This is a genomic window from Pedococcus sp. P5_B7 (assembly GCF_054049895.1).
Genome location: NZ_JBFULM010000006.1, coordinates 1 through 12375, shown reverse-complemented (window position 1 = coordinate 12375; position 12375 = coordinate 1). Strand labels below are relative to the sequence as shown.

Sequence of the window (12375 nt, the reverse complement as noted above, 5' to 3'; positions counted from 1 at the left end):
GCGAAGGGCTACGCCTTGGCGGCGGTGGCCTTGGTGCCGGTGATCCGGTAGACGTCGAACACGCCGTCGATCTTGCGGACCGCCTTCATGACGTGCTCGAGGTGGCTCGGGTCGCCCATCTCAAAGGTGAACTTGCTGATGGCGACGCGGTCGCGCGACGTCTGCACCGACGCCGACAGGATGTTGACGTGCTGGTCGGACAGCACCCGCGTGACGTCGGACAGCAGGCGGTTGCGGTCGAGCGCCTCGACCTGGAGCTGCACGAGGAAGACCGACGCGGATGACGGCGCCCACTCCACCTCGATCATCCGATCCGGTTGCGAGAGAAGGGATTCGGCGTTCGTGCAGTCGGTGCGGTGGACGGAGACGCCGTTGCCCCGGGTGATGAAGCCCATGATCGGGTCGCCGGGGACAGGGGTGCAGCAGCGCGCGAGCTTGACCCACACGTCGGCCGTGCCGACCACGACGACACCCGGGTCGCCCGAGCGTCGGCGCATCGAACGGGTCGGGGTGGTCGCCTCGGCGAGATCCTCCGACGCGCCCTCCTCCCCACCGAGGGAGGCGACGAGCCGGCCCACCACGTGCTGGGCGGACACGTGGCCCTCGCCCACCGCGGCATACAGGGCATCGATGTCCTGGTAGCGCAGCTCGGAGGCGAGCCCGGTCAGGGTCTCGACCGTGAGCAACCGCTGGAGCGGGAGACCCTCCTTGCGCATGGCGCGGGCGATCGCGTCCTTGCCGGTCTCGATCGCCTCCTCGCGGCGCTCCTTCGAGAACCACTGCTTGATCTTGTTGCGAGCCCGGGGCGACTTGACGAAGGTGAGCCAGTCGCGGGACGGGCCGGCGCCGTCGGCCTTGGAGGTGAGGACCTCGACGACGTCGCCGTTCTCGAGCGTCGACTCGAGCGGGACGAGGCGGCCGTTGACGCGGCCACCGATGCAGTGGTGCCCGACCTCCGTGTGCACGGCATACGCGAAGTCGACGGGGGTCGCCCCGGCCGGGAGGGCCACGACCTCACCCTTGGGCGTGAAGACGTAGACCTCGCGGGCGTTGATCTCGAAGCGCAGCGAGTCGAGGAACTCCCCCGGGTCGGCGGTCTCCTTCTGCCAGTCGAGCAGCTGGCGCAGCCACGCCATGTCGTTGATCGGGCCGGTCTCGCCTTCCTTGGTGCCGGCGCTCGGCGCGGTGCCGTCCTCCTTGTACTTCCAGTGCGCGGCCACGCCGTACTCAGCCCTGCGGTGCATCGTGTGCGTGCGGATCTGGATCTCGACGGCCTTGCCCTCGGGTCCGATGACCGTCGTGTGCAGCGACTGGTACATGTTGAACTTCGGCATCGCGATGTAGTCCTTGAACCGCCCGGGCAGGGGGTTCCACCGCGCGTGCAGGGCACCGAGCGCCGCGTAGCAGTCGCGCACCGAGTCGACCAGGACGCGGACCGCGACGAGGTCGTAGATGTCCTCGAAGTCGCGGCCGCGCACGATCATCTTCTGGTAGACGGAGTAGTAGTGCTTCGGTCGCCCCGTGACCGTCGCCTTGATCTTGGCGCCCTTGAGGTCCTCGCTGACCTGCTCGCGCACCCCCGACAGGAACTCCTCACGCGCCGGAGCGCGCTCGGCCACGAGTCGCACGATCTCGTCGTAGACCTTCGGGTAGAGCGTCGCGAAGGACAGGTCCTCGAGCTCCCACTTGATGGTGTTCATGCCGAGCCGGTGGGCGAGCGGTGCGTAGATCTCGAGGGTCTCGCGGGCCTTGCGCTGGGCTGACTCGACCGAGACGTAGCGCCAGGTGCGGGCGTTGTGGAGGCGGTCGGCGAGCTTGATGACGAGCACGCGGATGTCGCGCGCCATGGCCACGACCATCTTGCGGACCGTCTCGGCCTGGGCGGCGTCGCCGTAGGTCACCTTGTCGAGCTTGGTGACGCCGTCGACGAGCATCGCCACCTCGCGCCCGAAGTCCTTCTCGAGCTGGGTCAGGCTGTATGCCGTGTCCTCCACCGTGTCGTGCAGCAGGGCGGCCGCCAGCGTGGCCGGCGTCATGCCGAGCTCGGCGAGGATCGTCGTGACCGCCAGCGGGTGGGTGATGTAGGCGTCACCGGACTTGCGCTGCTGGCCGCGGTGGGCCTCCTCGGCGACGACGTAGGCCCGCTCGATGACGGTCAGGTCGGCCTTGGGGTGGGTGGCCCGCACGGTCTGGAGCAACGGCTCGAGGACCGGGTTGGTCGGGCCCCCGCGACTGCCGAACCTGGCCAGTCGGGCGCGGACGCGGTTCGCCGAGGACGCGCCGGTGGGCACCGGCCCGGTGACGACGTCCTCAGTCATGTCGGAAGCCTACGTGACCACCACGGTCGAGTGGATCTCGCGTCCGGACAAGCGCTCGCGCCCGGACAGGAAGGCCAGCTCGACCAGGGTCTCGAACGCGACGACCTCGGCCCCGGCCTGGTCGAGCAGCTGGCAGGCCGCCGCCGCGGTGCCGCCGGTGGCCAGGACGTCGTCCACCACCAGCACCCGCTCGCCGCCGACGAAGGCGTCCTGGTGGATCTCGATGGTGGCCGAGCCGTACTCGAGGTCGTAGGTCAGACCGCGCACCGCCCCCGGGAGCTTGCCCGCCTTGCGGACCGGCACGAACCCGATGCCGAGCTCGTGCGCCAGGGCTGCCCCGAAGATGAAGCCGCGGGCTTCGATGCCGACGACCACGTCGATGCTGCCGCGCCGGCGGTCGGCCATGTCGCGGATGATGTCGCCGAAGACCCCGCCGTCGGCGAGCACGGGAGTGACGTCCTTGAACAGGATCCCCGGGGTCGGGAAGTCCGGGATGTCACGCAGCCGCGCGGTGACCCGGGCGGCGAGCGACTCGCTCATCGTCCGGTCCACCGACGCGACGGCTGGCTCATCGACGTGCTGCTGTTCACCGACGTGACTTGGGCGGACGCTTGGGCTGGTTGCGCGGACCACTGGTCGCGTACTTGTGGGTCTCGCGGACAGCACTGGTGCGCGCCGCCGACGGGACCGGCTCGCGGCCGTCCTCGGACAGCTCCTCCGCATCGGGCTCGTGCGGGACCGGGGCAGCGTCCGAGGAGGAGATCACCCCACCGTGGCGGGCCTGGTAGCGGGTGGCCTTCTTGTCGAGCTCGACGACAGCCGGCTCCTTCATGCGCAGGTGCACCAGGAGCGGGGTGGCGATGAAGATCGACGAGTACGCACCCACGGCGATACCGACGAACAGCGCCAGCGCGAGGTCGAGCAGCGTGCCGGGGCCGAGGAAGAGGAACCCGATCACCAGGATCGACGCGATCGGCAGCAGGGCCACGATGGTCGTGTTGATCGAGCGCACGAGGGTCTGGTTGACCGCGAGGTTTGCCGCCTGCGAGTAGGTCATCCGGCCATTGCCGAGCGCCTCGGTGGTGTTCTCGCGCACCTTGTCGAACACGACGACCGTGTCGTAGAGCGAGTAGCCGAGGATCGTCAGGAAGCCGATCATCGTGGCCGGCGAGACCTCGAACCCGGCCAACGCGTAGATGCCCACGGTGATGAACAGGTCGTGGAGCAGCGCGACGAGTCCGGCGACGGCCATCTTCCAGGTGCGGAAGTAGAGGGCCATCACCAGCGAGACGAGCGCGAGGAAGACCGCCAGCGCCTGCAGGGCCTTCTGGCTGACCGAGGCTCCCCACGAGGGACCGACGAAGGAGGCCGACACGTCGGTCACGTCGGTCTTGAACTCGTCGGCGAGCGCGGACTGGACCGAGCGGATCCCCGACTCGTCGAGCTTCTCGGTCTGCACCCGGATGGTGCCGGAGCCGACCTTGGTCACCTCGGCAGCACCGGCGTTCGGCACGGTGGCCACGGCGTCCTTGGCCCTGGTCTCGTAGTCCTGGCTGGCGGTGACCTTCGAGACCCGGAACTCCGAGCCCCCTCGGAACTCGAGGCTCAGGTTCAGCCCGTGCCAGACGAGGCCGATGATGGCGATGAGGAAGAAGACGCCGGAGAGGGCGTACCAGCGCTTGTAGCGGCCGACGAAGTCGACCGACCGCTTGCCGGTGTAGAGGTCGTTGCCCAGTGCGGCGAAGTTGATCACAGCGCGCTCCCGTCGCTCGCGGTCCGTGCGGTGGTGGGCATCGCGACCCGTCCGCGCCCGGCATACCGGGGCTTGTGGGCCTTGGCGCCAAGGCGCTCGGGGTCGAGTCCCGACCACTTGTGTCCGCCGCCGAAGAACTTCGTGCCCGACAGCAGGGCCACGAGCGGGTGGGTGAAGAAGACCACGATGAGCAGGTCGATCAGCGTCGTGAGGCCGAGCGTGAACGCGAACCCGCGCACGTTGGACGACGCCAGCAGGTAGAGCACGAAGGCGGCGAGGAAGTTCACGCCGTCAGCGGCCAGGATCGTGCGCCGGGCGCGACGCCAACCGGTGTCCACGGCCGCTCGCAGCGGCCGTCCTTCTCGCACTTCGTCTCGGATCCGTTCGAAGTAGACGATGAACGAGTCGGCTGTCACACCGATGGCCACGATCAGGCCGGTCACCCCGGCCATGTCGAGCCGGAAGTTGTGCGACCACCCCAACAACGCGATCGCGACGTACGTCAGCATGGCGGCGATGACGATCGACAACACCGTGACGAGGCCGAGGGCGCGGTACTGCGCGAGGGAGTAGAGGAACACCAGGGCGAAGCCGATGATGCCGGCGATCAGGCCCATGCGGAGCTGCTCGCTCCCGAGCGTCGGGCTGATCTGGTCGCGCGTCTGCAGCGTGAAGGACAACGGCAGGGCGCCGAACTTCAGCTGGCTGGCGAGGTCGCGTGCCGACTCGATGGTGAACGAGCCCGAGATGCTGGCGCGGCCGTCGAGGATGGCTGCCTCGAAGTAGGGGGCGACGATGACGCGCGAGTCGAGGGTGGCGGCCATCTGGTTGCGCGGCGACTCCAGCGAGACCATCCGCCGGCTCGCCTCGCCGTAGGCCTTGGTGCCCGACGACTTGAAGGTCAGGCTGATCTCGACGGTGCTCGACGGCTGGCCATTGGACAGCGGGCGGTAGCCAGCTGCTGCGTCCTTGATCTGGTCACCGTTGACGACGACCGGGCCGAGCACGTACTTCTCCGCCCCGTCGTCACTGCAGGTCACCAAGGGCTTCGCGGGGTCGTCGACGATCTTGTCGGTGACTCCCGGCACGGAGCAGTCGAGCGCCTGGTAGGCCTTCGCCACGTCGTCGGTGATCCAGGCCAGGTCGCTGGCGTTGGCCGGCTTGGACGACGAGCCGGTCGGAGCGGTGGTGGCGGTGCCGGTCGCGGTTCCGGTGGCGCTCCCGGTGGGTTCGGTGGTGCTCTTGACGAACGCACCGGGCACTCCTGAGCCGGCCGTGGTGGCCGTGCCCGTCGCCTTGGGCACAGTGGCGGTGCCGGTGGCCGTCCCCGTCGCGGTGCCGGTCGCGGTCCCCGTCGCGGTGCCGGTGGCCGTGCCGGTCGGCGTCGGCTGGTTCACCCCGGGGGCCGTGGCCAGCACCGGGCGGAAGCGCATCTGCGACGACTTCCGGATCGCATCCTCGGTGGTCTTGTCGGGCGTGCCCGGCATGCTGACGACGATGTCCTCGCTGTTGCGCGTGGTCACCTCCGCCCCGGCCACCCCGTTGGCGTCGACGCGCTGCACGATGATGTCGCGGGCCTGGGTCAGCTGCTCGTTGGTGACCTTGCTCGACCCGACGAGCACCGGCTTGAGCACGAGCTGCGTGCCGCCCTCGAGGTCGAGGCCGAGCTTGGGCTTCCAGTGGGCGTCACCCCAGGTGGTGACGGAGAACAGCAGCCCGTAGAGGGCCAGGGTGACGGCCGCCAGCGCTGACAGGACCTTCAGCGGCTTGCGGTTGTGCGGGTTGATTGCCACGTGCAGGGACCTCTACTCGGTGGTGCCGGGTGCAACCGGGCCGGTCGGCGCTGTCTTGGTGCCGATGGCTCGCCGGTCGAAACGGACGGTGACCCCGGGGCTGATCTCCAGGGTGGCGGTCTTGTCGTCGAGGGACTTGATGGTGCCGAACAGGCCCGATGTCGTGCAGACCTCGTCGCCGACGACCAGCGCCGCCTGCAGGGTCTGGACCTCACGCTGGCGGCGCCGCTGGCTGAACACCATGAAGACGATCAGCAGGACGGGCAGCGCGAAGATCAGCAGGCTGGCCACGGGCGACCCGCCGCCAGAAGCCGTGACCGCCGTCAGCGTGGCCGGCATGCCTAACGTCATGGAGCAGTCCCTTCGGGTTGGGGCAGGCGGTGTGCGGCGCCACGCAGTCGGGCACACGCAAGTCCCCGACTCCAGCCGGGGGACCGCCCGAGTGTAGGTGACGCACGGCATACCGACCAACGTGCCCCACCGTGGCTGCGTTCCAATTGTGACCTTTGGCGGTGGTCAGCTCCCGAAGCGGCCCTCACCGGTGTCGAGCGGGAGGCTCGGCTGGGCGACGTGCCCGGCCGGTGGCGTGAGCCCGAGGTGCTCCCAGGCCAGCGCGGTGGCGGCGCGGCCGCGTGGGGTGCGGGTGATGAAGCCCTCGCGGACGAGGAACGGCTCGGCGACCGTCTCGACGGTGTCGGCCTCCTCCCCCACCCCGACGGCCAGGGTCGACAGCCCCACCGGGCCACCGCCGAACCGGCGGCAGAGCGAGTCGAGCACGGCCCGGTCAAGGCGGTCGAGGCCACGGTCGTCCACGTCGAAGAGGGCGAGGGCCGCATGGGCTGCCTCCAGGTCGACGACCTGGCGCCCGTGCACCTGCGCCCAGTCGCGCACACGGCGCAGCAGGCGGTTGGCGATGCGTGGTGTGCCCCGGGACCGACGGGCGATCTCGGTGATGCCGTCGGTGTCGGCCGACACCTCGAGCAACCGGGCCGAGCGCTCGAGGATCGTGACCAGGTCGTCGGCCGCGTAGAAGTCGAGGTGGCCGGTGAACCCGAAGCGGTCGCGCAGCGGGGCGGGCAGCAGGCCGGCACGGGTGGTGGCCCCCACGACGGTGAAGGCCGGGAGCTCGAGCGGGATCGCGGTGGCCCCCGGTCCCTTGCCGACGATCACGTCGACGCGGAAGTCCTCCATCGCGAGGTAGAGCATCTCCTCGGCCGAGCGCGACATCCGGTGGATCTCGTCGAGGAAGAGCACCTCGCCCTCCATCAGCGAGGAGAGCACCGCGGCCAGGTCGCCAGCGTGCTGGATCGCCGGGCCGCTGGTGATGCGGATGGGGCGCTCCAGCTCGGTGCCGATCAGCATGGCCAGGGTGGTCTTGCCCAGCCCGGGCGGTCCGGACAGGAGCACGTGGTCGGGCGGGGTCCCGCGTCGCCGGGCTGCCTCGAGCACCAGGGAGAGCTGGTCGCGCACGCGCGTCTGTCCGGTGAACTCGCTCAGCCGACGGGGGCGCAGGGCCGCCTCGACGGTGCGCTCGTCGGCCTCGCTGTCGGCGTCGACCACCCGCGACGTGGCGTCGATCGACGAGTCCTCGAACATCTCGGAGGAGAAGCCATCCGCCATGGCCTAGCGCCCCAGCTCGCGGAGTGCGGCGCGGAGCATCGCCGAGACGTCGGCCCCCGCGGGCGCGGCCTCGGCGGCACGGGACACCGCGTCATCGGCCTGCTTCGCGGAGTAGCCGAGCCCGACGAGGGCCTCGGCCACCTGGTCGCGCCACGCAGCGGTCGGGCTGGTCGGAGCCGCGGTCGCGCCGCCGGCCGCACCGGACGGCATGGCGAGCTTGTCGCGCAGCTCGAGCACGATGCGCTCGGCGCCCTTCTTGCCGATGCCCGGCACCTTGGTGAGCGTCGCGAGGTCGGAGCTGGTGACGGCGGCGCGCAGCCGGTCGGGCGCGAGCACGGAGAGCATGGCGAGGGCGATCCGGGGACCGACGCCGGACACGGTCTGCACCTGCTCGAAGATGTCGCGCTCGTCGTCGGAGCCGAAGGCGTAGAGGGTCAGCGAGTCCTCGCGCACCACCAGCGTGGTGGCGAGCAGCGCCTCGTGGCCGAGGTGCAGCGCCGATGCGGTCGCGGGGGTGGTGTGCAGGAGCATGCCCACTCCCCCGACCTCGACGACCACGCGGTCGAGGCCCACGTGACGCACCGCGCCACGGACGCTGGCGATCACCGGGCCACCGCGGCCCGAAGCCTGGCCTGCTCGACGCGGGCCGCTTCGTGCAGGCGGCTGGACGCGGCGCCCTGCCACAGGTGGCAGATCGCGATGGCGAGGGCGTCGGCCGCATCGGCCGGCTTGGGCGCCGACTCCATCCGCAGGATGCGGGTGACCATCGCCGTGACCTGCGCCTTGTCAGCACGGCCGGACCCGGTGACCGCGGCCTTCACCGACGTGGGCGTGTGCAGCTCGACCGGCAGCCCCCGTCGGGCGGCGGCGAGCAACGGGATGGCCGAGGCCTGCATGGTGTGCATGACGCTGGCGACATTGACGTCGGCGAACACCTGCTCGACGGCGATCGCATCGGGCTGGAACCGGTCGAGCCAGGTGTCGAGCTCGGTCTGCAGGTAGAGCAGCCGCTGCGCAGTGGGCTCGGTGGCAGGCGAACGCACGACGCCGACGGCCACGAGCCGGACCTGCCGGCCACGCCCTCCCTCGACCACTCCGATGCCACACCGGGTCAGTCCGGGATCGACACCGAGTACGCGCACGACAGCTGCTCCCTCACGTCCGAATCCGTCTTTTCCGAACACATGTTCGGGTTGAACGCTACACACCGGGTCGCACGATCGAGCGGAGCAACACGCCTCTACTCGTCGTCGTCCTCGATCTCGGCGAGCACGTCGTCGCTGATGTCGCCGTTGGCGAAGACGTCCTGCACGTCGTCCGAGTCCTCCAGGGCCTCGATGACGCGGATCATCTTGCGGGCACCGTCGGCGTCGAGCGGCACCTTGAGGTTCGGGACCCACGACGCCTCGGCCGAGTCGTAGTCGATCCCGGCGTCCTGGACGGCCTTGCGGACGGCCACGAAGTCGGTCGCCTCGGAGATGATCTCGTAGGAGTCACCGAGGTCGTTGACCTCGTCGGCGCCGGCCTCGAGCACCACCTCGAGGATGTCGTCCTCGGTCTTGTCGCCCTTGGGGACGATGACGACGCCCTTGCGGTCGAAGACGTAGGACACCGAACCGGGGTCGGCCAGCTGGCCGCCGTTGCGGGTCAGGGCGGTGCGCACCTCGGCGGCCGCGCGGTTGCGGTTGTCGGTCAGGCACTCGATGAGGACGGCCACGCCACCCGGCGCGTAGCCCTCGTAGGTGATGGTCTCCCAGTCGGAGCCGCCCGCCGTCGCACCGGACCCGCGCTTGACCGCGTTGTCGATGTTGCTGTTGGGCACCGAGGTCTTCTTGGCCTTCTGGATGGCGTCGTAGAGCGTCGGGTTGCCGGTGGGGTCACCGCCACCGGTGCGCGCGGCGACCTCGATGTTCTTGATGAGCTTGGCGAAGAGCTTGCCCCGCTTCGCGTCGATGGCAGCCTTCTTGTGCTTCGTGGTTGCCCATTTGCTGTGGCCGCTCATGCCTTGCCTCTCACGATCTCGACGAACAACTGGTGGAACCGGTGGTCACCGGTCACTTCCGGGTGGAAGGAGGTGGCCATCAGCGACCCCTGACGAACGGCGACGATCCTACCTGCGGCGGGCCCGTCCTCGACGCGGGCCAGCACGTCGACGCCCTCCCCCACGTCCTCGACCCAGGGCGCCCGGATGAAGACGGCCCGCATGGGGGCGCCACCGATGGCCCGGATGTGCAGGTCCTCCTCGAAGGAGTCGACCTGCCGCCCGAATGCGTTGCGCCGCACCGTGATGTCCAGGCCCCCGAGGGTCTGCTGGTCGGGACGCGCGTCGGCGATGCGGTCGGCGAGCATGATCATGCCCGCGCACGACCCGTAGGCCGGCATTCCGGCTCGAATCCGCTCACGCAGCGGGTCGCGCAGCTCGAAGGCCCGGACCAGCTTGTCCATGGTGGTCGACTCGCCGCCCGGGATGATGAGGGCATCGACCCCGTCGAGCTCGGTCGTGCGGCGCACGGTGGTGGCGTGCGCGCCCGCCTGCTGCACGGCATACAGGTGCTCGCGCACGTCACCCTGGACGGCGAGCACTCCGATGGTGGGCTGGTCGGTCACGCCCGGAATGCTACGGGCGGGTGGACCGCCGCCACGCCCCGCCCTGCCCCCGACCTACAGTGGCGCCATGAACGAGGTGGTGGTGCGCGAGCGCACCGGGGACGACATCCCGGCCCTGGCAGAGGTGTTGGCCGCCCAGCAGCCGCACTCCGGGTACCCGCAGAACTGGCCACTGCCCTACCCGGTCGGGTCGTTCATCGCCCGGGCCGACGAGGATGCCGCGTGGGTCGCCGAGCTCGGTGACCAGGTGGTCGGCCACGTGGCCGTGTCGCGGGTCGCGCCCGGGCTGGAGGCCGACCTGTGGACCGCCGGGGCCGGGCGTCCACGCGAGGAGCTCGCCGCGGTCGCCGTCCTGTTCGTCGACCACACGGTGGTGGGCCGGGGCATCGGCAGGTCGCTGCTCGCGACGGCGGTGGACGCCATCCGGCGGTCGGGACGAACCCCTGTGCTGGACGTCGTGCAGGAGACCGCGTCGGCCGTCGAGCTCTACCGTCGCACCGGGTGGCAGGTGGTCGGCGAGGGCCGACCCCGGTGGCTTCCCGACGACCACCTGCCGGTGCTGTTCATGGTGCTGCCTGACCCTGCGGACGGCTGAACTGAGACGAGTGCCGGCCGGCCCTGACATCGACCCGCCAGGCCCCTATAGGTTTCGGGCATGACCGACCTCGCCGCCCGCGCCCGCGACCTCGACGCGCAGCACTCCGCCACCGACCGACGCAGCGCCTTCCGCATCCCCGAAGGCGTCATCTACCTCGACGGCAACTCGCTCGGGGCCATGTCGCTCGAGGCCGAGCGCACCGCTGCGGACGTGGTCGCCCGGCAGTGGGGCGAGCAGCTCATCCGCGCCTGGAACGAGTCCGACTGGTGGGGCGCGCCCGAGCGGGTCGGGGACCGCATCGGCTCGCTGGTGGGTGCCGCCCCCGGGCAGGTCGTCGTCACCGACTCGACCTCGGTCAACCTCTTCAAGACCATCGTCGCCGCGTCACGCATGCGTCCGGGACGCAGCACCGTGCTGACCGACCCCGACTCGTTCCCGACCGACGTCTACATCGCCCGCTCGGCCTGCGACCTGCTCGGCCTGACCCTGGAGCTCGTGCCGACTCCGGAGGCACCCGCCCGCATCGCCGAGCTCGGTGAGTCGCTGGCCCTGGCTGCCTACTCGCAGGTCGACTACCGCACCGGGGAGCAGTGGGACCTGCCCGCGCTGACCCGGGCCGCACAGGACGTGGGCGCGCTGGTCTGCTGGGACCTGTGCCACTCCGCGGGCGCCATGCCGGTGGGGCTCGACGAGGGCGGGGCCGACCTGGCGGTCGGTTGCGGCTACAAGTACCTCAGCGGTGGCCCGGGCGCGCCGGCGTTCATCTACGTCCGGCGCGAGCACCTGGCCGCGTTCGACAACCCGCTGTCGGGCTGGCAGGGCCACGCCAACCCCTTCGGCATGTCCACCGACTACGACCCCGCGGCCAGCATCACCCGGGCCAGGGTCGGCACCGCTCCCCTGCTCAGCCTGCTCACCCTGGAAGGTGCGCTCACGGCATACGACGGGCTCTCGATCGAGGACGTGCGGGCGCGGTCGCTGTCGCTGACCGGGCTGTTCATCGAGGCGCTCGACAGCCTCGGCGTCGACCTGCCCCTCGCCACTCCGCGCGACGAGGCACGTCGCGGCTCACAGGTGAGCCTGCGGCACCCCGAGGCGTATGCCGTGGTGCAGGCGCTCATCGCCCGAGGCGTCATCGGCGACTTCCGTGAGGTGGACATCGTGCGCCTGGGATTCAGCCCGCTCTACCTCTCGCACGCCGACGTGGTCGCCGCGGCCGAGCACGTCGCGGCGGTGCTGGACGGTCGCGAGTTCGAGCGCGACGAGTTCCGCGCCCGCAGCACCGTCACCTGAGCGCCGGTAGGCCTCACCTCCGACCTCCGGGCCTCCCCTTTATCGGGTTCTGGGACAAAGTTGCCCTTCACCCGACTTCGCAAGTCGGGTGAAGGGCAACCTTGCTGCTAAACCCGATAAAGGGGTGGGTCGGCTACCAGCCGCGCTCGGCGAGCCGGTGCGGCTCCGGGATCTCGTCGACGTTGAGGCCGACCATGGCCTCGCCGAGACCGCGCGAGACCTTGGCGATCACGTCGGGGTCGTCGAAGAAGGTCGTCGCCTTGACGATGGCCTCAGCGCGCTGGGCCGGGTTGCCGGACTTGAAGATGCCGGAGCCGACGAAGACACCCTCGGCGCCGAGCTGCATCATCATCGCCGCGTCGGCCGGGGTCGCGATGCCACCGGCGGTGAACC

Annotated in this window: 12 protein-coding genes and 1 pseudogene; 2 read left to right on the top strand and 11 right to left on the bottom strand. The window is 70.4% G+C overall.

Annotated elements, in window-relative coordinates:
- Nucleotides 1-8 precede the first annotated feature (8 nt).
- From ACXJKD_RS13865 to pdxT, 10 genes are all read right to left on the bottom strand, one after another.
- A complete protein-coding gene (locus ACXJKD_RS13865; RefSeq protein ID WP_457255208.1) occupies nucleotides 9-2318 on the bottom strand; it encodes a RelA/SpoT family protein in 2310 nt (769 codons plus the stop codon).
- Between the two features lie 9 nt (nucleotides 2319-2327).
- Complete coding sequence (locus tag ACXJKD_RS13860; RefSeq protein WP_457255207.1) at nucleotides 2328-2858, bottom strand: adenine phosphoribosyltransferase; 531 nt, start codon at nucleotides 2856-2858, stop codon at nucleotides 2328-2330.
- Between the two features lie 46 nt (nucleotides 2859-2904).
- Entirely contained in the window at nucleotides 2905-4071 is a 1167-nt protein-coding gene (gene secF / locus ACXJKD_RS13855; RefSeq protein ID WP_457255206.1) for a protein translocase subunit SecF, read from the bottom strand.
- The gene (gene secD, locus ACXJKD_RS13850; RefSeq protein ID WP_457255205.1) at nucleotides 4068-5864 is read right to left on the bottom strand and encodes a protein translocase subunit SecD; all 1797 of its coding nucleotides are present in this window, start codon (nucleotides 5862-5864) and stop codon (nucleotides 4068-4070) included. The genes secF and secD overlap by 4 nt, the downstream gene beginning before the upstream one ends.
- A 12-nt stretch (nucleotides 5865-5876) precedes the next feature.
- Complete coding sequence (gene yajC / locus ACXJKD_RS13845) at nucleotides 5877-6215, bottom strand: preprotein translocase subunit YajC (RefSeq protein ID WP_457255204.1); 339 nt, start codon at nucleotides 6213-6215, stop codon at nucleotides 5877-5879.
- A gap of 165 nt (nucleotides 6216-6380) precedes the next feature.
- Nucleotides 6381-7484, bottom strand: a complete 1104-nt coding sequence (gene ruvB / locus ACXJKD_RS13840) for a Holliday junction branch migration DNA helicase RuvB (RefSeq protein WP_457255203.1) — start codon at nucleotides 7482-7484, stop codon at nucleotides 6381-6383.
- A gap of 3 nt (nucleotides 7485-7487) precedes the next feature.
- Nucleotides 7488-8090, bottom strand: coding sequence for a Holliday junction branch migration protein RuvA (gene ruvA, locus ACXJKD_RS13835; RefSeq protein WP_457255202.1), 603 nt, complete (start codon nucleotides 8088-8090; stop codon nucleotides 7488-7490).
- Complete coding sequence (gene ruvC, locus ACXJKD_RS13830) at nucleotides 8087-8626, bottom strand: crossover junction endodeoxyribonuclease RuvC (protein WP_457255201.1); 540 nt, start codon at nucleotides 8624-8626, stop codon at nucleotides 8087-8089. Before ruvC ends, ruvA begins: the two co-directional genes overlap by 4 nt.
- A 98-nt stretch (nucleotides 8627-8724) precedes the next feature.
- Entirely contained in the window at nucleotides 8725-9486 is a 762-nt protein-coding gene (locus ACXJKD_RS13825; RefSeq protein WP_457255200.1) for a YebC/PmpR family DNA-binding transcriptional regulator, read from the bottom strand.
- Nucleotides 9483-10091: a pyridoxal 5'-phosphate synthase glutaminase subunit PdxT gene (pdxT, locus tag ACXJKD_RS13820; protein ID WP_457255199.1), complete on the bottom strand. Its 609-nt coding sequence runs from the start codon at nucleotides 10089-10091 to the stop codon at nucleotides 9483-9485. Before pdxT ends, ACXJKD_RS13825 begins: the two co-directional genes overlap by 4 nt.
- A gap of 67 nt (nucleotides 10092-10158) precedes the next feature.
- Between pdxT and ACXJKD_RS13815 the strand changes: the two genes are divergently transcribed.
- Both ACXJKD_RS13815 and kynU read left to right on the top strand, forming a co-directional pair.
- Nucleotides 10159-10686: a GNAT family N-acetyltransferase gene (locus tag ACXJKD_RS13815; RefSeq protein WP_457255198.1), complete on the top strand. Its 528-nt coding sequence runs from the start codon at nucleotides 10159-10161 to the stop codon at nucleotides 10684-10686.
- Nucleotides 10687-10746: 60 nt separating this feature from the next.
- On the top strand, nucleotides 10747-11982 hold the full coding sequence (gene kynU, locus ACXJKD_RS13810) for a kynureninase (protein WP_457255197.1): 1236 nt from the start codon (nucleotides 10747-10749) through the stop codon (nucleotides 11980-11982).
- Nucleotides 11983-12115: 133 nt separating this feature from the next.
- Here the strand turns inward: kynU and ACXJKD_RS13805 are convergent.
- Nucleotides 12116-12375: pseudogene (locus ACXJKD_RS13805) on the bottom strand (pyridoxal 5'-phosphate synthase lyase subunit PdxS); the annotation flags it as partial.

Bases quoted from the DNA above. Each gene is read 5' to 3' on its own strand.
- ACXJKD_RS13865 (WP_457255208.1), bottom strand. From the start codon at position 2,318: ATGACTGAGGACGTCGTCACCGGGCCGGTGCCCACCGGCGCGTCCTCG.
- yajC (WP_457255204.1), bottom strand. From the start codon at position 6,215: ATGACGTTAGGCATGCCGGCCACGCTGACGGCGGTCACGGCTTCTGGC.
- ruvB (WP_457255203.1), bottom strand. From the start codon at position 7,484: ATGGCGGATGGCTTCTCCTCCGAGATGTTCGAGGACTCGTCGATCGAC.
- ACXJKD_RS13825 (WP_457255200.1), bottom strand. From the start codon at position 9,486: ATGAGCGGCCACAGCAAATGGGCAACCACGAAGCACAAGAAGGCTGCC.
- kynU (WP_457255197.1), top strand. From the start codon at position 10,747: ATGACCGACCTCGCCGCCCGCGCCCGCGACCTCGACGCGCAGCACTCC.
- ACXJKD_RS13860 (WP_457255207.1), bottom strand. From the start codon at position 2,858: ATGAGCGAGTCGCTCGCCGCCCGGGTCACCGCGCGGCTGCGTGACATC.
- ACXJKD_RS13815 (WP_457255198.1), top strand. From the start codon at position 10,159: ATGAACGAGGTGGTGGTGCGCGAGCGCACCGGGGACGACATCCCGGCC.